Raw genomic sequence first — 20,947 nt, forward strand, 5'->3', positions numbered from 1 at the left:
GCGAGGATCCCATCCTCAGGCTGTCCGCCGTGGCCGCCTGATCATCCTCGGACCCTCCCGAGGACCGGGGCTCCTACACCACGTCACGGGACACGACCGCTCTCATTGCCGCCAAGCCCGAGGCCGGCCGCGATGTTGAGCGACATCTGGTGACCTCCGTGCGGGATGCAGCGGGAGGGCGACCAGCCGAACTGGTGCAGCACGTCGAGGGTGCACAGGTACTCGACCAGTCCGTAGGACAGGGCGCAGTCGAACTGCAGGTAGTCCCGGTCCGGACGCATGCCGCCGTAGCGCAGGAGGTTGCGGGCATCCTGATGCGAGAACAGGTTCTCGCCGGTCGCCATCGGGCCGGGGCAGTACTCGGACAAAGCCGCTTGCAGGGCGTAGTCGAGCGGGTCGCCGACCTCCTCGTACCAGAGCACGGCGGCGCGGCAGACGACCGAGCGCCACGATCTCGCGCACGCGCATGGGCCCGCCGATCACGGCGCCCTGGGACAGGACTGCAATGCGGCGCACCCTCTCGTCGCGGCTCATACCCGAGGCCGCGTGACCATCGATGGTCACGCGGCCTCGGCCGGGCGGGACCAGAGCCGCCCGAACGCGCAGCAGCGTAGTCTTGCGGGCTCCGTTAACCGGATAAGTGGCCACGCTTTAGTACAAGTTCGATGTCCAAAAGCATAGGACGGCCACCCAACGTGATCTGGACCTCGTGGAGATAGGCTTGGAACGCCCATGGCATCGCACAGGCCTACCCTAATGCTGAGATCTGTTGCTTGTGGCGCTGGGGTTCGGTGGGGCTTTTGCAGTCGCGATGTGGAGGGTCGGGCGGTCGTTTGACGCTCGCCCCGCCCAACGACAAAGACGGACGCCTTGCGTCGCCCGAAGACTGCAACTGCTAAGCCCAGCCTAATTCTTTCACTGCAAGACAATCGTTCCATATTTTCGTCAAATTTACAATTTTTTTCTCTCAAACGTCATGACATAGACGTAGTCGGTTGATGTGCTCTTGCCCGTTGGTGGGCAGGGGCCGCCTTCGCCGGTATGGGTTCCGTGAAAAACCCCGTAAACAGCAACGTTTTGGCGTTTCTCGTCTGCAGCGAAAGATCTTACTTCGTACTGACCATCGGGAACGAAGGTTAGGAGCCCCTTCATCCATTCAGTGTAGTCTCTCAACGAAGTGATGCCGGCCAAGGCATCGGCTTGGGCTGCGAAAGTTGCGTCAGCCGTGCAATAGCGCTCGCAGGCTTCTCAGCCCCCACCCGTTTCACAGGAGTCGAAGAAAGTCTTTGCAACCGTCGTGATGTCGCCCATGTCAGTATTATCCTCTTCCCATCGCCGCGAATGATGCCCGGAGCGCATGCACGCTGCAGATATGTTGGCCCGATTCTTTTCTTATGTTCAGCAATTTATATTAAATACACGACAGTTTTTGTCGGTATTTACGTGGGTTCGGATCGGCCGTGGTCACTCACAGATCCATTGCAAAAAACGGCGTCGATCTTTCGCCTTCTGCCTACGGTTCATACATTTTTTTGATATAAGACAGAGCATGAGAAGATTAGTGTATCTCCTAAGAACTATAAAGACAGTATCAAATCCCAATCGTATCGACATTCGATGGCGTTACCGTCATGGATACGATCAAACGTCTGACACCACGTGCGGGTCCGATGACCGCAAGTTCCTCATGGTAGCAGCCCGAAATGGATACTCACTTTCGGGCTGCTGCATTCGAGTGAGCCCGTCAGCCCGGCGCGAGGCCGAGCAGGGTGCCGAGCGGCACGACCAGGGTGAAGCCGCCGTAGAAGCCATCCTTGGCGCGGCGCGCCGTGTAGGGGTTCCAGAACGAGTTCGGGTTGACGACGTACTGGACCACCGGCTCGAGGATCACGCCCTTGCCGATGTCGAGATGGGCGTTGGCCTCGAAGATCAGCTTGTCGCGCGAATACGGGGCGCCCGAGCCGCCGGAGATGAAGTTCGCGTCCGCCAGGAACTGGGTGTAGTTCTCGTTGAGGCGCTGCCAGTTGACCTTGAGGCCGTAGGTGTCGTTCGGCCGGCTCGGGTCGGGGGCTTCCAGCAGAACGCCGGCGAACGAGTTGAAGCGGATCGGRATCGTCGGGTCGAAGGCGTAGCCGGTGCCGGTGTAGACCGAGATCGCGGTCGGGTGCAGGTTGAGGTCGCCCTTGGTGATCAGCCCGCCATCGGCCCGCCACACCGTCTGCGCGCCGGTGAGCACGACGCCCGACGTGCCGGATTTCTGCAGCACCGGATCRCCCGGGTTGAGGCCCTTCGAGGTRCCGAAGATCGTYTTGAAGTTGTCCTCGTGGTCGGCGGTGTTGACGAAGCCGGTGAGCGAGACGCGGCCGGGATAGGCGGTGGTCGCGTAGGTGGTCTTGGTGCCGATCTCGGTCATGACCAGCGCGCCGGCGATGCGCTCGTAGCCGAAGTCGTAGCCCGACAGCACGTTGGTGTTGGGGTTCACCGTGAAGGCGCCGGCCTGGATGTAGCTTTCCGGCGAGAGCTGGTAGGCRACGTTGGCGCCCCAGACCGCGAAGAGCGGCGAGGTGAAGCCGGCGTTGAAGTAGAACAGGTCCTGGAAGCACGAGTTGATCGAGTTGCACGGCGGCAGGCCGTAATACCGATCCGGATGGGTGCGGCCGAGCTCGATCACGAGGCGGTCGTCGAGGAGCTTCTGCTCGTAGGTGAGCAGCGACAGGCGGTTGTTGTTGGGCGTGAACGGCGGCTGGTAGCCGACGGTGGTGTCGCCGATGTCGGCGGCGTGGTTGGTGTTGCGGACGAGCCCGAAGAAGGTCTGGGTGAACTTGATCGTGCCGCCGCTGATGTTGGCGAGCCGCTGCATGTCGGCGGTCATGCTGAGCACGAAATAGGCCGAGTTCGATTGCTCGCCGCGGCGCAGGCCCGCGGTCGGGTTGGCTTGGTAGAAGTCGTAGATGTTGATGTCGAAGGTCAGCCCTCGGGCGGCCATGTCGGTCGCCCACGGGGCGAGCGGGCCGACGCGGACGGGGTCGCCGGGCTTGGCGGCGATGGCGGGATCGGTGCGCGGCTGCGTCTGATCGTTGAACTGGCCGACCGGCGANGGGGCGAGCGGGCCGACGCGGACGGGGTCGCCGGGCTTGGCGGCGATGGCGGGATCGGTGCGCGGCTGCGTCTGATCGTTGAACTGGCCGACCGGCGAGGGCTGCTGCGCCTGTGCCGTTGTCCCGCCGAGCGCGAGGCCTCCTGTGGCAAGTCCCGCGGCCAGCAGCAACCCGGCTGCCCCACACCTCTCCATTCGTCGCGAAAACCTCCGTTCCGCCCCCTGCCCGTCGCGTCGCATCGTCGTCGTCCCCTTGTTGCACCGGCCTCGTACAAGACTTGGAAGATCTTGAGTGGTCCCGTCGTGTGCGGTGCACAAAAGGGGCTCACCGCGATCCTCCGTCCGGCGCGAGGCCAACCGTGAGCGGTGTTTCGGCTGATGTTGTATTTCTGGTTATAATCTGGGACTGCCATAGCCTGGGCTCGCCGGACGTGCAGTCCATTCCGGATGCATGTTGATTAAATACTGCGCTAATGCGTAGTTTTTGATCAACCGCTTCCACAATTATTAGGCTGACATCGATTTGGACATGCGGTCAACACCGTAGTTGGTATTTTTGGCTTTTGAGGCATCCTCCTTGCAGAGATGCCACACGGGCCATCAACCGCCTTGGCGCGCCCGCTTCGTTGCCTTTGGAGAAAAAATCTGTCCCTTTGAGAAAATAGCGCTTGACGCAGTGCAAAATCAGGACGTAGCGTTCGGATGCAAGACGAGTTGCGATCTCTTGCAGCTTTCATCGGCAGCGCGATGAAAATCCAGGCATTTGCCCCAAAATCGAGGTGACGGACATGGACCTCACGCGTCGCAATCTATTGAAGCGGTCTTCGCTCGCGGCGGCGGCGATCGCCGCGCCGCATCTTTGGCTTCCGACCGCCCGCGAGGCCTGGGGTGCGACGCTCAAGAAGGGCGAGCCGATCAAGGTCGGGCTGTTGTTCTCGCTCACGGGCCAACTCGCAGTTCCGGAGGAAGATTCCACCCTGGTGATGCAGTACGCGATCGACGAGATCAACAAGAACGGCGGTATCGCCGGCCATCCGATCCAGCCGGTGATCGTCGATGCCAAGTCGGACTTCAACGTCTACTCGGAAAAAGCCAAGGAACTGATCATCCGCGAGAAGGTGATCGCCCTGTTCGGCTGTTATACCTCCGCCAGCCGCAAGGCGATCCTGCCGGTGGTGATGTCACAGAACAGCTTGCTCTATTACCCGACCTGCTACGAGGGTGCGGAATGCACCCAGAACACGATCTGTACCGGTCCGCTGGCCAACCAGCACTCGAAAGACCTGATCCCGTACATGGTCAAGAACTTCGGCAAGAAGGTCTTCTTCGTCGGCTCGAACTACGTCTGGCCGAAGGAGTCGAACAAGAACGCCAAGATCTGGCTGCAGGAGGCCGGCGGCGAGCTGCTCGGCGAGGAATACATCCCGCTCGGCAGCTCCGAGTTCGGCCCGGTGCTCGGCAAAATCCGCGACGCCAAGCCGAACTTCATCTTCTCGACTGTGGTCGGCGCCTCGGACATCGCGTTCCACAAGCAGTTCAAGCAGGAAGGCTTCAAGGTCGATGCGATGCCGATTGCCTCGCTGACCACCGGCGAGATCGAGACCAAGGCAATGGGCCCCGAATTCGGTGCCGGCCACTTCCTCTCGGCGCCGTATTTCCAGACGCTCGACAACCCGACCAATCAGAAGTTCGTCGAGAGCTTCCTCAAGAGCAAGTACGGCAAGAATGGCTCCACCCATTACAACATGGAGGAGACCTACCTCTCGGCCTACGTGTTCAAGGCCGGGCTCGAAGCCGCGATCAAGAAAACCGGCAACATCGAGGAGGTCACCTCGCGCATGATCCGCGATGTCAGCGGCGGCGTGCGGGTCGAGGACAACGTCTCGCCCGAAGGCCTGATCTGGATCGATGGCGACAACTTCAACACGTGGCTGAAGCCCAAGATCGGCCAGTGCCAGGCCGACGGCAGCTTCAAGGTCGTCTCTCAGGCCGCGGAGCACGTCGCCCCCGACCCGTACTCGATCTACCCGAATGCCGGGAAATGCACCGCCGCGGGCCTCGTCGCTCCCGACGGCAAGAGCCGCAAGAACGTCATCTGACGCTGTTCCGCGCCCCTTTCCGGCCGCGGGCGATCCGCGGCCGGGACCACCCGACGGAGGCCCCGTGACGTCTCTCGACATCGCCCCATTCGCCAACGCCCTAGTGCTCGGCGCCAGCATCGCCAGCATCTGGCTCATCGCCGCGATCGGCCTGACGATCATCTACGGCACCGTCGGGGTCATCAACATGGCGCACGGCGAGTTCATCATGCTGGGCGCCTACACCTCCTACGCCCTGCAATCCTTCCTCGGCCTGCCGTTCCTGCTGTGCCTGCCCGCCTCCTTTGTGGTGGTGGCGCTGGTGGGGCTCGCGATCGAGCGCGGGCTGATCCGCTACCTCTACAACCGCCCGCTCGACACCCTGCTCGCCACCTGGGGCGTCTCGCTGGTGCTGATGCAGGGCGTGCGGCTGATCTTCGGCTCGGACCCGAAATACATCGCCGTGCCGGAGATGTTCCAGAGCAACGTCGAGGTGGGGTTCGCCAGCCTGTCGGTGTTCCGCCTCGTCGTGATCGGCATCACCGCGCTCGTGGTCGCGGCGACCGCGTGGCTGTTCTACCGCACCCGCTTCGGCATGCAGGTGCGCGCCGTCATGCAGAACAAGGAGATGGCGGCCTCCTTCGGCATCAACGCCGACCGGGTCTACATGACGACCTTCGCCATCGGCGCCGGGCTCGCGGGGCTCGCAGGCTCCCTTTTCGGGGTGCTCGCCATCGTCTTGCCGACGATGGGCACGGCCTACGTGGTGCAGGCCTTCCTCGTCGTGGTGGTCGGCGGCGGCACGCTGCTCGGCAGCGTCGCGGCGGCGGGACTGACGGGCGAACTCCAGTCGGTCTTCGCCTTCCTGACCAACGACACCTTCGCCCGCTTCCTCCTCTACGTGCTGATCGTCGTGTTCCTGCGCTTCCGCCCGCGCGGCCTGTTCGCGGTCGCCAAAGCCCGCCGATGAGGCATCCGCAATCGACGGAGCCGTCCCCCGGCTCCCACTCGTCCTCGCCGTCCGAAGAGTGTCTTGTCCGATGACGACGAAGCAGAACCTCTACCACAGCAAGCCGGCGCAATGGGCGGTCTACGGCCTGTTCTTCGCCTGCATTGCCCTAATCCCGACCTTCGTTACCGACGGCTTCCTGCTCAACCAGTTCGCCGTCTACGGCATCTACGGCATGCTGGCGCTGTCGATCAGCCTGTGCTGGGGGTTTGGGGGCATCCTCAATCTCGGCCAGGGCATCGCCTTCGGGTTGGCCGCCTACGGCATGGCGATGACCATGCAGATGCAGTCGCAGGATCCGGACTCGAACCCGATCCCGCCGTTCATGCTCAACAACAGCCTCGAGCACCTGCCGTGGTTCTGGCAGCCGTTCTGGAGCACGGGCGGCGGCATCCTGCTGGCGCTCGTCGTGCCGACGCTGTTCTACGTCGTGTTCGGCACGCTGATGTTCCGCGCTCGGGTCTCGGGGCCGTTCTTCGCGATCATGTCGCTGGCGATGCTCTCGGCCTTCGCCACGCTGATCCTCGACATGCAGCCCTACACCAACGGCGCCAACGGCCTGTCGCCGCCCGCGCCCTTGAGCCTGTTCGGCACCGACATCGACCCTTACGGGAAGGCCGCCTACTGGATCGTCTGCGGCGGACTCGTCGCCGTCACGGTCGGGGCCAAGCTCCTGACGCAGAGCAAGTTCGGCCTCGTGGTGCAGGCGCTGCGGGGCGATCCCGAGCGGGTGCGCTTCCTCGGCTACAACGTCGCCCTCTACGAGACCTGCATCTACGCGATCTCCGGCTTCATCGCCGCGGTGGCGGGCTGCCTGTGGGTGATGCTGATCCAGTACGTCTCGCCGGCCCAGCTCGACACCACCTTCAGCATCGGCATGGTGATCTGGGCCGGGATCGGCGGGCGGCTCTCGCTCTTGGGCGCGATCCTCGGCGCCTTCCTGATCCAGGGCGGCCAGAGCTATCTCGGCGACCAGTTCCTGGCGACCTGGCTGCTCATGCTCGGCGCCTTCTTCATCGTCGTCGTGCGCTTCCTGCCCAAGGGGCTGGCCGGGCTCCTCGAGAAGATCCTGGGCCACGCGGCGCGCCAGCCCGCCAAGCACGCCCGGCCCGAGCCCGCCGGGCTGCCGGCGGCGGGCGAGTGAGGGAGGGACCCGTGGGCGTTCTCGAAATCCGCGACCTGCACAAGAGCTTCGGCGGCACCAAGGTCATCAACGGCTTCAGCCTGGAGGTGACGGAGCTGACCCTGTGCTGCCTCGTCGGCCCCAACGGCGCCGGCAAGACCACGACGATGGACCTCATCACCGGCCGCCAGAAGCCCACCTCCGGCACCATCACGTTGCGCGGCGACGACATCACCGCACTCTCGGAGCACGAGATCGCCCAGCGCGGCATCGGCCGGAAGTTCCAGGTGCCCGCGGTGTTCCGCGAACTCAGCGTGCGCCAGAACTTCGAGGTGGCCTATTCCCGCGAGGTCAACCCGTTCCGCAACATGCTGCGGCGGCGCCCGCCCGGCTTCTCGGAGAAGCTCGACGAGGTGGTGAGCCTGACCGGCCTCAAGGACCGCCTCGACGTCGAGGCCGGCTTCCTCTCACACGGAGAGACGCAGTGGCTCGAGATTGGCATGGTGCTGATGCAGAACCCGGCGATCCTGCTCCTCGACGAGCCGGTGGCGGGCATGACCGAGGCCGAGATCGAGAAGACCATCGTCTTCCTCAACCGGCTCAAGCGCACCAACACCCTCATCGTGGTCGAGCACGACATGGGCTTCGTCCGGCAGATCGCCGACGTCGTCACCGTCATGCACATGGGCGCCTTCCTGGCGCAGGGAAAACTCAGCGAGATCGAGGCCGACCCGCGGGTGCGCGAGGTCTATCTCGGCGAGCCGGAGGTCTGACGATGCTGCTCGCCCTCGACCGCGTGACCTCCTATTACGGCAAGACGCCGATCCTAAAGGATCTGGGCTTCGGCCTGCCCGAGGGGCAGTGCCTGTGCGTGCTCGGGCGCAACGGCGTCGGCAAGACCACGCTGCTACGCACCATCATGGGCCTGACCGACCGCACCTCCGGCGAGATCCGCATCGGCGGCGATCCGATCGAAACGGCGCCGACCCATGTGCGGGCCAAGTACGGCCTCGGCTACATCCCGCAGGGGCGCCAGATCCTGCCGCACTTCACGGTGAAGGAGAACATCCTGCTCGGCACCTTCGCCCGCACAGACGGGCGCCAGGACGTGCCGGAGCTGTGCCTCTCCCTGTTCCCCTACCTCGCGCAGAACCTCCACCGGAAGGCCGGGCTGCTGTCCGGCGGTCAGCAGCAGCAACTCGCCATCGCGCGGGCGCTCGCCACCAACCCGCGCATCCTGCTCCTCGACGAGCCGACCGAGGGCATCCAGCCCAACATCGTCGCCGAGATCGGCCAGACGCTGGGGCGGCTCAACAAGGAATTCGGCATCACGCTGATCCTCACCGAGCAGCACATCAAGGTCGCGCGCAAGCTCGGCGACGCCTTCCTGATGATGGAGAACGGCCGCATCGTCGCCCGCGGCCCAATCGGCGAGATGATCGACGAACTGATCGAGCGGCACATGACGATCTGAACCAACGGCAGAGGCGCGGGTGGCTCGCCTCAGCGTAAAAAACGATTATTGAGAATAATTATAGACTTGACCGACGATCCAGATCAGATTTAATCTCAGTCATAGGGCGTATAAATGCATTCATATATAGTATACCGAATAATACGAACGTAAACAGAAAAAAATTCTCAGCGGAGCGGCGTTGCTCCGTCGGAACGGGTGGCCAGCCGAAAATCCCGGCGGTCTGCGCGCGCCTGCAACCCTGTCCGGCCGCAACGAGGCAGCCGGGATCACGAGGAGCGACGACGATGGAACCGATCCCGAGGAAGGGCACGCCCGAGCGTGAGCGCCTGATCGCGGCGCACAAGGCCTGCATGGACTCGATGAAGGGGGTCGCCGGCAACTCGGTGCTGCTGTGCGAGACGCCGGGCGACACCACGGTGGTGACCGGTGGCGTCCACGCCGACCCGGTCCTCAAGCGGGTGCTGCTGCGCATGCGCGGCGAGAGCCCGAAGGGCAAGCTGATCGTGATTTGTACGAAGGTCGATGCCGAGTGGCGGATCGCCCGCCTGTCCGGCATCCGCGGCGTGCCGCCGGTCTTCGTCGACGACACGATCTACATCGACGAGCAGGAGATCCAACACACGATCTTCCTGATGCGCCTCGACGAACTCTCCGAGAATTACGGATTCCCGGAACACTACCACGAGGGCTGGAAGCGCAAGGACGACAACTGGCCGATCACCTGAGCCGGCCGGACTGAAGTCGATCAGCGGGCGGTCAACGACGCCGCCCGGCGCCCCCGCGCGAGAGCCGGCGCAAACTAGAGACGTTCCCCGAAGGATTGACCCGATGACCACCATGAGGCTGACCGGCTACGCCGATAAGTTCGGCGTGCATCCCGGCGACACGATCCAGTTCTATATCAATTGCGACGGCCCGGCCGACTATAAGGTCGAGATCGTCCAGATGATCAACGGCGACACCAACCCGCGCGGGCCGGGCTACATCGACAAGCCGGTCGAGGCCGCAGTCAACGGAACCTACGTGGGCAAAAAGCAAATCATCCACGGCGGCTCCTACGCCTATGTGCCGGACGCCAAGCCGTTTCATGTCGAGAGCTTCACGCTTCAATGCTGGATCTGGCCGACGGCGCCGAAAACCCATCTCCGCTACTGGAAGCACGGCCCACAAGGGTTGGTGACCAAATGGTCGAACGAGTGTGGCTACGGCCTGTTCATCGGCGAGGACGGTAGCCTGGAGTTGCGTATCAACGAGCACCGGATCACCACCGGCGTGCCGCTCCGCGACCATGCCTGGCACTTCTGCGCGGCGACTTTCGACGCGGCGACCGGCCTCGTCACGCTCTACCACGAGCCGCAGGTTGTCTACGCCCTCGATCCCGAGATCGCCCCGGTTGAGGCGCGCCTGAACTTAGCCATCGCCCACGCCCCCGTGCCCGCGGCGCTCGGCGCCTATGTCGAGAAGGTGGCCCCCGACGATTCCCTCGCCGCCTCGTCGAAGCCGGCCGGCGTGGTCTTTGCCGGCAAGTATAACGGCAAGATTGATAGCCCGCGCATCTGCAACCGGGCGCTCTCGCGCGCCGAGATCGAAACCATGAAGGCCGGCGCCCAGCCCGGCCTGACCGAGCGGCGCAATGCCGGTCCGACCGGCAAGCTCTCCGAGTGCATCGTCGCCGCCTGGAACTTTTCCGTCGGCATCGACACGCTCACCTGTAAGGACGAGGGGCCGTACCACTTCGACGCCACCCTTGTGAACTGCCCCAACCGCGGCATGACCGGCCACAACTGGTCCGGCCAGAACTTCGACTGGAAGCATGCCCCGGGGGAATACGGCGCCATCAGCTTCCACGACGACGACGTAGACGACGCTCGTTGGGTGTCGGACTTCGCTTGGAGCGTGCCCGAGACCGGCGTGAAGAGCCGCTTCTACGCCGCCAAGCTGACGACGGCGGAGGGTGACGAAGAGTTCATCCCGTTCTGGGTGGTGCCGCGCCTCGGCCAGGAAACCGCTAAGATCGCCGTGATGGTGCCGACGATCAGCTACATGGCATATGCCAACGAGCACGTGGCCTGCAATGCGGGCGGCGCGGAACTGTTTATCTACCGCGTGCCGATCATGCAGCAGCAGAACATGTTCCTGTCCGAGCACCGTGAATACGGCGGCTCGATCTACGACACCCATACCGACGGCACCGGCATCTCGATCTCGTCGCGCCTGCGGCCAATCCTGTCGATCCGGCCCAAATACGATCACTTCCTCGCCCAGGCGCCATGGCAGTACCCGGCCGACCTCCACCTGATCTACTGGCTGGAGACAATGGGCTATGAGTACGACGTCTTTACCGACGAAGATATCACCTACGACGGACTCGCGCGGATCGAGAACTACAACGTCATCATCACCGGCTCGCACCCGGAGCACAATTCCGGCACCCAGCTCGACGCGCTCCACAACTACACCCAGCGCGGCGGGCGGCTGATGTATATGGGCGCCGACGCGTGGTACTGGGTCCACTCGTACCATCCGGGCTACGAGGATAAGGGCCGCGGCGTCGTCACCGAGATGCGCCGCTGCGAATCCGGCATCCGCACGTGGCGGGCGGATCCCGGCGAGTACTACCACCAGGGCACGGGCGAACTCGGCGGCATGTGGCGCTTCCGCGGGCGCTACCTGCATTCGGTGGCCGGCGTCGGCATGTCGTCGGAAGGCTTCGACGTATCGAGCTACTTTTCACGCACGCCGGACAGCCTCGACACCCGCGTCTCGTGGGCGTTCGAGGGCATCACCTACGACGAAAAACTCGGCAATTTCGGTCTCGTCGGCGGCGGCGCGGCAGGCCTCGAACTCGATATCGTCGACACGATGCTGGGCTCACCGCCGCACACCCTGACAGTCGCGACCTCGGCCGGGCGGCACACCGAGGCCTATCTCCTCGTCATGGAGGATTTCGGCTTCAACCAGCAGGGGCTCGACGGCACCACCCATCCGCGGGTGCGCGGCGATATCGCCTATCACGAGACGCCCAACGGTGGCGCCTGCTTCGCCTTCTCGTCGATCGCCTATTGCGGCTCGCTGCCCTGGAACAACTGCGACAACAACATCTCGCGGCTGACCAAGAACGTGCTCGACCGCTTCGCCATGGACGGCCCGCTACCGGCCCCGCCTGCAAGCGCGGTCAAGCATCGCGGCCGGGCCGATTACGATCCGACCCCGATGGAGCACCGCAGCCGCACGGAGCGCGGCGAGCCGCTTCCCGCCTGACCTGTCGCGGCCTCCGCTCCGGCGGGGGCCGTCCGGATGCTCCGCCCGCCCGTTCCGCGGGCGGAGCTGCGGTGGTGGCGCCGACGCCCCCAAGGCGCCGCCACCGTCTCCTCGCTCACCAGGATGAGCCGATGGCACTTGCAGCCTCCCTTCCAGCCTCATCTGCCGGCTTCGTGCCGGACCGCCCCGATCTCGGCCACCGCGCAGAGGGATGGGACCTCGCCGACCCGGCCTTCTTCGAAGGCAGCCTCGACCCGTCCGCCCCGCGCCTGCTGCCGCCCGCCGCCTACCGCGCGCTGGCGTTTGCCGAACTGGAGGACGACGTGGTCTGGACCCGCGCGTGGCTCGCAATCGGGCTCGCCGCCGAGATCCCGTCGCCGGGCGACCTTCTGCCCTTCACCGCCGGCCATCATGGCATCCATGTGCAGCGCGACGAGGCGGGGGGCTTTGTGGGGCGCTTCAACAAGGCCCAACACGGCGGCTGTCGGGCGGTGCCGCTGCAATGCCGCACCGGCACCCGGACCCGCTGCTCCTTCACAGCCTGCGGCTATAGCCGCGACGGCACCGTGCTGCCCGCCGACGGCGGCTCGACGCCCGCGATGCACCAATATCTCGGCCTGCGCCCAGAACGGCTGCTGCCGGTAGCGGTCCGCCCCTGGGGTTCGCTGATCCGGATCAACCTCGACCCAGAAGCGGAGCCGCTTGAGACCGCGCAGCAAGGCCTCGCCGCGCTCGTGGGCGAGACCCGACGCGCGGAGTTTTCCGCCAACTGGAAGCTCGCCGCCCAGGCCCTAGCCGAGGGCATGCCCCGCGCAGAGGGCCAGCACAGCCTGGACCTGACCGGGCGGCTCACCACCGGAGCGGCCGCGGACATCTCCCTGCACTTCCCCAACCTCATCCTGATCGCGTCGGGCCCCGAGACCTGCGCGATCATGCTCCAGCCCACTGCCCTCGGGCAGACGCTGCTACGCATCGGCCTGCTCGGGCCGGAGGGCGCGGCGCCATCCGACCTCGAAGCGTCCTGGTCGACGTGGCAGGCCGAGATCGCCGCCCGGCTCGCCTCGGCTGTCGCGGTGCAGGCCGCGCTCGGCAACTTCGCGACCCCACCTGCCGCCAGCTCCGCCGGCCTCTGGCTCCAGCAGCGCATCGCCGAGCGCGTCGGCGCGCGTGCGGTGCCGACGCAGACCCAACCCCTCTACGTCACGGCCCAGGGCCGCGGCTGCTGATCGTGCGGGAGATGTTCATGACCGTTGCCCAGACCATCGCGCCCGCGCCCACCCTCGCGGAGGGCGTCGCGGCCTTCCACGCTCGCGCCTACGACCGGGCGCTGGCGGTGTTCCGGCCGCTCGCCGAGGCCGGTGACCCTGAGGCGCAGGCGTGGCTCGGCGCGCTCCATGCGGGCGGGACCGGCGTGCCGGCGTCCCTGCCGCAGGCCTTCGCTTGGTACCGCCGGGCAGCTGAGCAGGGCCACGGCCCGGCCGCGACCAATGTCGGCGCCATGCTCGCCATGGGGCAAGGGGTGGCGCAGGACCGGGCCGAGGGCGCGCGCTGGCTGGAGCGCGCGGCGGCGGGCGGCGACGCCATGGCGGCGTACAACCTCGCCACCCTACTCGCCAAGGGTGACGGCCTGCCCGCGGACCCGGCCCGCGCCGCGGAACTCTTTCGGAGCGCGGCGGAGGCCGGGCACTACCCGTCCCAGGCCCGGCTCGGCCATCTCTACGCCCACGGTATCGGCGTCGCGCGCGACCGGGTCGAGGCCTTCGCGTGGCTCTCACTCGCGGCGGGCCACGGCGTCGGTACGGCGCTGACCGCCTTGGAGGCGGTCATCGCCGAGATGTCGGCGGACGAGAAGCGCCAGGGCGCCGCCCGCGCGCAGAGCCGGCGCACCGAGCCCGGCCGCCTTGCGCCGATTCCGGCCTGAGCGGGGCTCTCGCGATGACTGCCTACAGCGTCCAGCAGATCAAGTTCGAGTTTATCAGCTACGTGAAGGAGTTCGGCGCCGACTTCTCCGCCTGGTCGGTCGGCGTCTGCGACGACGCTCCCGCCGCCCTGTTTGGCGAGCACGGCATTGACCAGACCCGCGACATCTGGCTGTGGAAGCCCGCTGTCTCAGCCGTTGCGGCCACGATGGTGCGCGACTGGATTTGCGGTCGCCAGGGTGCGGCGGCGCTCCCCGGTGAGGGCCGCCACGTCTTCCTGTTCCGGCGGGCCGGGTGAGGCTCAGCCCACGAGCCTGTCGAGGGCGTCGAGGTGGAGGGCCGGGTTGGCGGCCGCTAGGACCCGGCCGTCGAAGTCCGGCCCGAGTGGCCGGCCCTGCCAGTCGGTGATGACGCCGCCTGCGCCCTCCACCACCGGCACCAGCGCGAAGACGTCGTAGATCGCGAGCCCCGCCTCGACGACGAGGTCGCAATGGCCCGAGGCGAGCAGGCCGTATGCATAGCAATCGCCGCCGTAGCGGCGCAGGGCGGCCCGCTCGCTCAATCGCGCGACGGCGGCGGCGTCCTCGCCCGCGAAACGGTCGGGCGAGGCGATGAAGATCCGCGCATCGGAGAGCCGCCGCCTGCTCGCCTTGGCCGGGATCTCCCCGAACCAGGCTCTGCCGCTCGTGCCGTGCCAGAGCTCGCCGAGGATCGGCATGTCGATGACGCCGAGAACCGGGCGCCCGGCCTCGGCCAGCGCGATCAGGGTGCCGAACAGTGGAAGCCCCGTGACGAAGCTCTTGGTGCCGTCGATCGGGTCGATCACCCAGGTGCGCGCGGCGCGCAGGTCGCCGCCCTCTTCCTCGCCGAGGATGCCGTGGCTCGGATAGGTCCGGCGGATCTCGGCGCGCAGCAGCGCCTCGATGCCCCGGTCGGCCTCGGTAACTGGGCTCGCATCCGCCTTGGCCTCGACGGTGAGCGGCGTGCGAAAATGCGCTCGCGCCAACGGGCGGACGAGGTCGGCCAGATGCAGGGCGAAAGTGACGAGCTCCGGGTGCATCGCTCCGCTCACAGCCGCCGCAGCCAGCGCGCCCAGTCCGAATGGTGGAACTGGGTGCGGGCGCGCATGTGTTTCCACGTGCCGTACTTGTAGAAGTCGAAATCGAGCGTCGAGACCGCCTCCTGGATCATCGCCCAGGTGGCCCATTTCAGGTCGGCGAGCGCCTTGAGCACGCTGATGCGCGCCTCCATCGCCGGATCGAGCCGGCCGAAATAGGCCTCGATCATCTCGCGCTCGACCGCATCCGGGAAGGCCATCTCGGTGAACCACAGCGCGATCTCGTAGGCGCGCTCGTTGTTCGAGGCGTACTCGAAATCGACCAGCATGATGCGGCGGTCGGGCCCGATCATGAAGTTGCCGGCCAGCGTGTCGTTCATGCACGGCACGAGGTCGAGGCCCGAAGCCGTCAGCGCCGCCTTGGCCTCACTGAGCCCCCGCATCAGGAAGGCGAAGTCCGGCGGCATCCGCCCGCCGACTTGCGTCACCTGCGCGACGTGTTCCTCGATCATGTCGAACACGGTCTTAGTCAGGCTCAACGGTGCGGCGTCGTTGAAGGCGCGTAAAGCCGTCACCGCGTTGCTGCGGATGGTGGGATCGAGGAAGTCGATATTGGTCGAGGCGCGGTAACCCTCGACAAAGGCGAAGATTTCGACGCCCTCGTCAGGCAGGTAGCCGTGCACGGCCGGGCCGAAACCGCAGGCTTGCGCCCGGCGGCTGGCCTCGTTGGCATGGTCGCGACAGATAAACATCTCGGTGCCGCGGCCCGGTACCTTGACGAAGAAGTCCTGTGCTTCACCGGTCGAGACGCACCAGTTGGTGTTGCTGATGCCCCCCGTCACCGGGCGGTAGCGCAGCGGCCGCTCCCGCCAGTCGGAGAAGCGGGCGAGCACCGCTTCGACGGCGCGCTCCGACGGGCTGCGGCCCGCTCCCAGATCGATCCAACTCATTGGTAAATCACAGGATTCGCAGCCATGTCTCGAAGTCCCTCTGATTGAGGGTGGTGCGGGCGCGGAGGTGGCGCCATTGGGCGTATTTGAGGAATTCGATGGTGGGGCGGACCGATGTGACCGCGCGGGTGATTCCCCACAAACCCCACATCAGATCGTCGAGGAAGCCGTAGAGCCGGGCGCGGGCGAACAGGGGTTCGCGGCAGGTGCCGGCGTGGTGTTCGATGAGCGCGCGGCGGTCGGCGTCGAACTCGCACGTCTCGTTGAGGAAGGCGCCGATATCGAACCACGGGTCGTTGTCGCCGGCGAGATCGAAATCGACCAGCCGGACGCCGCCGGCACGGTCGAGCATCACGTTCGAGGCGATGCCGTCGTTGTGGCAGAAGGTGGGATCGAAGCCCGCCGCCGTGATCGCCGCGCGGGCGAGGTCGGCGGCGGCGAGCATCCGGTTGAGGTCGGTCGGCAGCGGCGCGCCGACATCCTGCGCCTCGCGGGCCAGCGCCGCCACCCGCTCGAACGGCGAGACCGCGTGCCCGAGCGGCCCCGAGGCGTGCAGCCGCGCCTTGGCATCAAGCACTGAAGCGGCGACCGCGGACGACTGGAGATCACCGAGGCGGGCGTAAGTCCAGGGCTCGGGCAGCCATTCGAGCGCCAGCACGCCCGCGCCCGCGGCGATCACCGCGGGGCCGACCCCGCAGGCGGCGGCCCGCGCCGCGGCGGCGCCGGCCCAGGGCAGCACGTCACCGGCCATGTCGTCGTGGCGGATTTTCAGGAAGGCCGGGGCCTGCCCCTCGATCTCGACCCGCACGCAGTCGGAGGCGACGGCGCGGTGGGTCGGCGAGGCGACCGGCGCGGCGGCCAGCGCGTAGCGGCCGGGGCGCCCGCTCCAGCCGAGGCGGGCGAGCGCCGCCTCGACGCGGCGCTCGAACGGGTCCGAGGCGGAACCGAGGGCGATCATGCGCTCTCTCCCTGCAGCGCGATCTCCGGCGAGCCAGCAGCCCGGCACAGGCGGCGGGCGGCGCGGGTCAGCACCGCGAGCCCGGCTTCGAGATCGCGCGGGGCGGTCGCCTCAGCCTCGTTGTGGGCGATGCCGCCGAGGCTCGGCACGAAGATCAGCCCGGTCGGGCAGCGTTCGAGCAGGCTCAGGGCATCGTGACCCGCGACCGTATCGAGCCGGCGGCAGGCCAGCCCCTCCGCCTCGGCGCAGGCCGCGACGAGGTCGCTCACGGCGGCCGGCAACGCGCGGATGCCGCGCAATTCGCGGGTCGGGACCGACACCGCGACGCCGGCCCGCGCGGCGGCGGTCTCGAACGCGACTTCGGCGAGCGCCGTCGCCTCGGCCAGCAGCGCATCGTCGGCCGAGCGCAGTTCGGCGGCGATCTCGACCCGGTCGGGCACGACGTTGGCGGAGTTCGGCGCGACCCGGATGCGCCCGACCGACGTGTGCAGCCGCCCCGGAAAAAGGTCGGCCAGCGCGCGCAGGTCGGCGATGGCGTAGGCCGCCCCGAGCAGGGCGTCGCGGCGGTCCGCCATCGGAGTCGGGCCGGTATGGGCCTGCGCGCCGGAAAACACCGCGTCGAGCTTGGCCGCGCCCCAGTTGCCGGTGACTGCGCCGATCACCGCACCGGAGGCTTCCAGCACGGTCCCCTGCTCGACATGGAGTTCGAGGTAGCAGGTGGGCATCGGCGGCGGGGCGTCGGTGCCGGCATAGCCGATGACGGCGAGCGCCTCGCCCAGCGCGATGCCGGCCTCGTCGCGCAGGGCCAGGGCGGCGTCTGCGTCGCGGCGCCCGGCATAGACGCCGCTGCCGAGCAGGCTCGGGCGGAAGCGCGCCCCCTCCTCGCCGGTCCAGTTCACGACGCAGAGATTGGCCGAGAACATCCGGCCGGCCTGCGCCTCCCCCACCAGCGCCTCGGCGGCGAGGAGCGCGGCGGCGACGCCATAGGTGCCGTCGAGGCGGCCGGCGCGGGTCTGGCTGTCGAGATGGGAGCCCAGCATCACCAGAGGCGCATGCGGATTTTGCGCCAGCGGCACGAGCCCGAACAGGTTGCCGACCCGGTCGATCCGAATCTCGGCACTGATCCGCGCCAAGCAGTCCCGCATCAGGTCGCGGGCCTGTCCGTCCTCGGGGCTCGCGGCGAGCCGGGTGATGCCGCCGCCCGCGGTCGCGCCGCAGGCCGAGAAGGCGGCGAGCAGCGCGTGGAGGCCCGCGTCAGGTCGCGATGAGGTCGATGTCATGGCGCGCGAACCGATCCGCGAAGGGCTCGGGCGGCGGCCGGTCGGTCACGACGGTCAGCGGCGTGGAGAGTTCGAAGGTCTGCAGGTTGGCCTGGCGCCCGAACTTGCGGGAATCGGCGAGCAGCACCGGGCGCCGGCTCTGGCCGCGCAGGGCCCGGCGCAGGACGGATTCGTGCTCCTCGTAGTCCATCCACCCCTGCGCGGGATCGCAGGCGGCGATGCCCATCACCGCGAGATCGAAGAAGTGGCGCCGGGCGTAGTCGACGGTGTCGTAGCCGACGAGCGCGTTGTCCTTCGGCCGCAGGGTGCCCGGCGTCAGGTTGATCCGCGCCGGGCTGTCGGCGAGCAGCAGGGCGATGTCGATGGAGTTCGTCGTCACCGTGAGCTTGCGAGTGGTCAGGCGGCGGGCGAAGGCCAGCGTCGTGGTGCCGGTGTCGATGAAGATCGACATGCCGTCCTCGACCAGCCCCTCGGCGAGCGCCGCGACGCGCCCCTTCTCGCGGCTGTTGAGCTGGCTGCGCTCCACCAGCGGGCGCTCCTGATCGAGCCGCGGCAGCACCGCGCCGCCGTGGATGCGCCGCAGCAGGCCGCGCTCCTCCAGCATTTTCAGGTCGCGCCGGATCGTCTCGTCGGACACCGCGAGCGCCGCCGCGATGCTGGTCACCCCGACCCGCCCGGTCTGGGCGAGCTGCGAGAGGATCTCCTCGTGGCGATGATCGGTCAGCATCCCGGCCCCTTGCGCGTTGGGACCCAGGATAGCGGCGCGGTCGCCGTTCGGTCGCGGGCGATCTTTGCGCATGCACAAGGCAGGATGCCGCCGGGGCGGGCCCGAGCGGGGCGAAACGGGTCACGCGCATCGGCGGGCCGCTCAGGCGTCGAGGGCAGGGGCGCGGCGGTGGCCCGTCGCCTGCTCGTAGGCGTAGGCGAAGGCCAGGAGGTCGGCCTCGCTCCACATCCGCCCGACGAAGATCAGGTTGAACGGCGCGCCCGAGGCGTAGGCGCCCGCGGGCAGCGTCACGCCGGGAAGCCCGGCGATGTTGATCTCGCAGACGGTGGTTTCCAGCAGCGTGCCGGGCCCGTGCAGCGGCGGCAGTTCGGCTCGCATCTGCGGGAAGACCAGGGCGTCGAGGCCGTGCGCGTCCATCACCCTGTCGAACAGCGCGAGATAGGCTTCGCGGGCGGCGAGGAAGTCGGACAGGTCCGGCGGGCTGGCCGGGTCGGCGAGGCAGGGGGCGAGCTGGCGCAAGTTGGTGATCGGATGCAGCACGCCGCCCGGCGCGAAGGCGTCCTCGGCCCGCGTCGCCTCGGCGAAGGCGGCAAAGCTCTTCAGGGCCACGTCCGAGCCCATACGCTCCAGGTAGAGCTGAAGGTCGAACGGGGCGGATTCGAAACCGCGGGCGTCGAAATAGACCAGCCCCGGCGTCGGCTCGGCGAGCGCGGAAAAGCCGGTGCCGGCGAAGGGATCGGCAACCAGCGTCGCGCCCGCCGCCGTCAGCTCGGCTTGTGCCCGCTCGTAGAGGGCGGCGGCCTCTGGCGAGAGCGGCAGGTCGCGCCAGCCCGGTCCGAACAGGCCGAGGCGCTTGCCCGCGAGCGCGTCGGGCGCGAGCCCGGCGGCGTAGCCGCCCGCCGGGCGCTTGCCGATGCCCGCCACCGTCTTGGGGTCTGCAGCGCTGTAGCCCGCGAGCGCGTCGAGGGTGAGGGCGGCGTCGCGCACGCAGCGGGTGATCGGGCCGACCACGTCGCGGGTCGAGCCCGCCAGCGGCATCACGCCCGCGTTCGGCACGAGGCCGAAGCTCGGCTTGATGCCCACCAACCCCTGCGCCGAGGCCGGGTTCTGGATCGAGCCGCCGGTCTCCTCGGCGAGGCCGAGTACCGCGAGGCTCGCGGCCACCGCCGTGGCGGTGCCGGCGCTGGAGCCGCCCGGGATGCGGTCGGGGGCGGCGGGGTTGAGGGTCGGCCCGGCCCAGCTGTCGTTGGCGTGGCTGCCGGTATGGCTCAGCACCGGCACGTTGGTCTTGCCGAGGATGACGCAGCCGGCCTCGCGCATCCGCGCCGTCACCGGGGCGTCGGTCGCCGGGATCAGATCGACGCCGCCGGCCGCCGACGAGAGGAAGTGCCAGCCGCCGGTGCTCGGCAGGCCGGCCATGTCCATCGTGTCCTTGATGACAACGGGGACGCCCGCGAGCGGCCCCAGCGCCTCGCCCGCCGCCCGCCGGGCGTCGATGGCGCGGGCATCCTCGATGGCGCGGGGGTTCATCACGATCAGCGCGTTGTAGCGCGGGTTGTAGCGGGCGATCCGGGCCAGGAAGGCGCGGGTCAGCGCCTGCGCCGAAACCGTGCCGCCATCGAGCGCCTGCCGCACATCCGCGACCGTCATCTCGACGAGGCGGGCCGCGAGGTCCTCGTCCGCCCCGATCCCGGCTTCGGTCGGATCGATGGTCGCCTGTCGCGCGGTCTGGAGCATCGGGGTCTCGCCTGGTGTGGGGGCACGGTCGGTCGCGTCGTTGCCGACGCTCACGCCGTCGCGGCCGCCTCGACCCAGCAAAGTTTATGCCACAATACCCACAAATCCCTCGCGCGGTGCCGCGTGGGGGAGCCGCGTAATCAAGACAATTTTCTCTTGATAAGAAAAATGCGTTGGCATTCGGATTGGGGATGGCAGTGCCCTGATCGGGGCTACTCACCAACGCTGCCCGATCCTACCCGATGGCTCGCGCCTGCTTCACAGCATCGTCCCC

General features: G+C 67.4%; 18 protein-coding genes and 1 pseudogene. 10 read left to right on the plus strand and 9 right to left on the minus strand.

Going from position 1 to position 20,947, the window contains the following annotated elements:
• Positions 1-98: 98 nt before the first annotated feature.
• The 3 genes and pseudogenes from ASG52_RS08880 to ASG52_RS08885 all read right to left on the minus strand — a co-directional run.
• Positions 99-422, minus strand: a pseudogene (locus tag ASG52_RS08880) (mandelate racemase); the annotation flags it as partial.
• A 529-nt stretch (positions 423-951) separates the two neighbouring features.
• Entirely contained in the window at positions 952-1,191 is a 240-nt protein-coding gene (locus tag ASG52_RS28265; protein WP_286158995.1) for an ester cyclase, read from the minus strand.
• A 553-nt stretch (positions 1,192-1,744) separates the two neighbouring features.
• Positions 1,745-3,097: carbohydrate porin (locus ASG52_RS08885; protein ID WP_286158996.1), on the minus strand; the 1,353-nt coding region annotated here is incomplete at its 5' end.
• 788 nt (positions 3,098-3,885) lie between these two features.
• Between ASG52_RS08885 and ASG52_RS08890 the strand changes: the two genes are divergently transcribed.
• From ASG52_RS08890 to ASG52_RS08935, 10 genes are all read left to right on the plus strand, one after another.
• Positions 3,886-5,196, plus strand: coding sequence for a transporter substrate-binding domain-containing protein (locus tag ASG52_RS08890; protein ID WP_056241886.1), 1,311 nt, complete (start codon positions 3,886-3,888; stop codon positions 5,194-5,196).
• Positions 5,197-5,260: 64 nt separating this feature from the next.
• Complete coding sequence (gene urtB, locus ASG52_RS08895; protein WP_056241889.1) at positions 5,261-6,145, plus strand: urea ABC transporter permease subunit UrtB; 885 nt, start codon at positions 5,261-5,263, stop codon at positions 6,143-6,145.
• 70 nt (positions 6,146-6,215) lie between these two features.
• The gene (gene urtC, locus ASG52_RS08900) at positions 6,216-7,328 is read left to right on the plus strand and encodes an urea ABC transporter permease subunit UrtC (protein ID WP_056241893.1); all 1,113 of its coding nucleotides are present in this window, start codon (positions 6,216-6,218) and stop codon (positions 7,326-7,328) included.
• A gap of 11 nt (positions 7,329-7,339) precedes the next feature.
• Positions 7,340-8,080 (plus strand): urea ABC transporter ATP-binding protein UrtD, encoded by a 741-nt coding sequence (gene urtD, locus ASG52_RS08905; RefSeq protein WP_056241894.1) that lies wholly within the window; start codon positions 7,340-7,342, stop codon positions 8,078-8,080.
• A gap of 2 nt (positions 8,081-8,082) precedes the next feature.
• Entirely contained in the window at positions 8,083-8,781 is a 699-nt protein-coding gene (urtE, locus tag ASG52_RS08910; protein ID WP_056241896.1) for an urea ABC transporter ATP-binding subunit UrtE, read from the plus strand.
• Positions 8,782-9,068: 287 nt separating this feature from the next.
• The gene (locus ASG52_RS08915; protein ID WP_056241899.1) at positions 9,069-9,509 is read left to right on the plus strand and encodes a N,N-dimethylformamidase alpha subunit family protein; all 441 of its coding nucleotides are present in this window, start codon (positions 9,069-9,071) and stop codon (positions 9,507-9,509) included.
• Positions 9,510-9,612: 103 nt separating this feature from the next.
• Positions 9,613-12,045: a N,N-dimethylformamidase beta subunit family domain-containing protein gene (locus ASG52_RS08920; RefSeq protein WP_082552457.1), complete on the plus strand. Its 2,433-nt coding sequence runs from the start codon at positions 9,613-9,615 to the stop codon at positions 12,043-12,045.
• A 131-nt stretch (positions 12,046-12,176) separates the two neighbouring features.
• Positions 12,177-13,271 carry a Rieske (2Fe-2S) protein gene (locus ASG52_RS08925; RefSeq protein WP_056241901.1) on the plus strand — a complete coding sequence of 365 codons (1,095 nt, stop codon included), beginning with the start codon at positions 12,177-12,179 and terminating at the stop codon, positions 13,269-13,271.
• A 17-nt stretch (positions 13,272-13,288) separates the two neighbouring features.
• Complete coding sequence (locus ASG52_RS08930; protein ID WP_056242123.1) at positions 13,289-13,966, plus strand: tetratricopeptide repeat protein; 678 nt, start codon at positions 13,289-13,291, stop codon at positions 13,964-13,966.
• 14 nt (positions 13,967-13,980) lie between these two features.
• Positions 13,981-14,262, plus strand: coding sequence for a hypothetical protein (locus ASG52_RS08935; RefSeq protein WP_056241903.1), 282 nt, complete (start codon positions 13,981-13,983; stop codon positions 14,260-14,262).
• Between the two features lie 3 nt (positions 14,263-14,265).
• Here the strand turns inward: ASG52_RS08935 and ASG52_RS08940 are convergent, their stop codons facing one another.
• The 6 genes from ASG52_RS08940 to ASG52_RS08965 form a co-directional block, all read right to left on the minus strand.
• Positions 14,266-15,024, minus strand: a complete 759-nt coding sequence (locus ASG52_RS08940) for an inositol monophosphatase family protein (RefSeq protein WP_056241906.1) — start codon at positions 15,022-15,024, stop codon at positions 14,266-14,268.
• 8 nt (positions 15,025-15,032) lie between these two features.
• On the minus strand, positions 15,033-15,971 hold the full coding sequence (locus ASG52_RS08945) for a phosphotransferase (RefSeq protein ID WP_056241909.1): 939 nt from the start codon (positions 15,969-15,971) through the stop codon (positions 15,033-15,035).
• 7 nt (positions 15,972-15,978) lie between these two features.
• Positions 15,979-16,929 (minus strand): phosphotransferase family protein, encoded by a 951-nt coding sequence (locus tag ASG52_RS08950; RefSeq protein WP_056241912.1) that lies wholly within the window; start codon positions 16,927-16,929, stop codon positions 15,979-15,981.
• Positions 16,926-18,209, minus strand: a complete 1,284-nt coding sequence (locus ASG52_RS08955; protein ID WP_056241914.1) for a Zn-dependent hydrolase — start codon at positions 18,207-18,209, stop codon at positions 16,926-16,928. Before ASG52_RS08955 ends, ASG52_RS08950 begins: the two co-directional genes overlap by 4 nt.
• A complete protein-coding gene (locus ASG52_RS08960; protein WP_056241922.1) occupies positions 18,184-18,936 on the minus strand; it encodes a DeoR/GlpR family DNA-binding transcription regulator in 753 nt (250 codons plus the stop codon). Before ASG52_RS08960 ends, ASG52_RS08955 begins: the two co-directional genes overlap by 26 nt.
• 141 nt (positions 18,937-19,077) lie before the next feature.
• A complete protein-coding gene (locus ASG52_RS08965) occupies positions 19,078-20,586 on the minus strand; it encodes an amidase (RefSeq protein WP_286158999.1) in 1,509 nt (502 codons plus the stop codon).
• Positions 20,587-20,947: the final 361 nt, after the last annotated feature.

This window comes from Methylobacterium sp. Leaf456, from assembly GCF_001425465.1.
Lineage (GTDB): Bacteria > Pseudomonadota > Alphaproteobacteria > Rhizobiales > Beijerinckiaceae > Methylobacterium.

What these genes read in the sequence shown, in the direction of transcription:
- ASG52_RS08890 (WP_056241886.1), top strand. Translation starts at nt 3,886, where the DNA reads ATGGACCTCACGCGTCGCAATCTATTGAAGCGGTCTTCGCTCGCGGCG.
- urtC (WP_056241893.1), top strand. Translation starts at nt 6,216, where the DNA reads ATGACGACGAAGCAGAACCTCTACCACAGCAAGCCGGCGCAATGGGCG.
- urtE (WP_056241896.1), top strand. Translation starts at nt 8,083, where the DNA reads ATGCTGCTCGCCCTCGACCGCGTGACCTCCTATTACGGCAAGACGCCG.
- ASG52_RS08915 (WP_056241899.1), top strand. Translation starts at nt 9,069, where the DNA reads ATGGAACCGATCCCGAGGAAGGGCACGCCCGAGCGTGAGCGCCTGATC.
- ASG52_RS08920 (WP_082552457.1), top strand. Translation starts at nt 9,613, where the DNA reads ATGACCACCATGAGGCTGACCGGCTACGCCGATAAGTTCGGCGTGCAT.
- ASG52_RS08925 (WP_056241901.1), top strand. Translation starts at nt 12,177, where the DNA reads ATGGCACTTGCAGCCTCCCTTCCAGCCTCATCTGCCGGCTTCGTGCCG.
- ASG52_RS08930 (WP_056242123.1), top strand. Translation starts at nt 13,289, where the DNA reads ATGACCGTTGCCCAGACCATCGCGCCCGCGCCCACCCTCGCGGAGGGC.
- ASG52_RS08935 (WP_056241903.1), top strand. Translation starts at nt 13,981, where the DNA reads ATGACTGCCTACAGCGTCCAGCAGATCAAGTTCGAGTTTATCAGCTAC.
- ASG52_RS08940 (WP_056241906.1), bottom strand. Translation starts at nt 15,024, where the DNA reads ATGCACCCGGAGCTCGTCACTTTCGCCCTGCATCTGGCCGACCTCGTC.
- ASG52_RS08945 (WP_056241909.1), bottom strand. Translation starts at nt 15,971, where the DNA reads ATGAGTTGGATCGATCTGGGAGCGGGCCGCAGCCCGTCGGAGCGCGCC.
- ASG52_RS08950 (WP_056241912.1), bottom strand. Translation starts at nt 16,929, where the DNA reads ATGATCGCCCTCGGTTCCGCCTCGGACCCGTTCGAGCGCCGCGTCGAG.
- ASG52_RS08955 (WP_056241914.1), bottom strand. Translation starts at nt 18,209, where the DNA reads ATGACATCGACCTCATCGCGACCTGACGCGGGCCTCCACGCGCTGCTC.
- ASG52_RS08960 (WP_056241922.1), bottom strand. Translation starts at nt 18,936, where the DNA reads ATGCTGACCGATCATCGCCACGAGGAGATCCTCTCGCAGCTCGCCCAG.
- ASG52_RS08965 (WP_286158999.1), bottom strand. Translation starts at nt 20,586, where the DNA reads ATGACGGTCGCGGATGTGCGGCAGGCGCTCGATGGCGGCACGGTTTCG.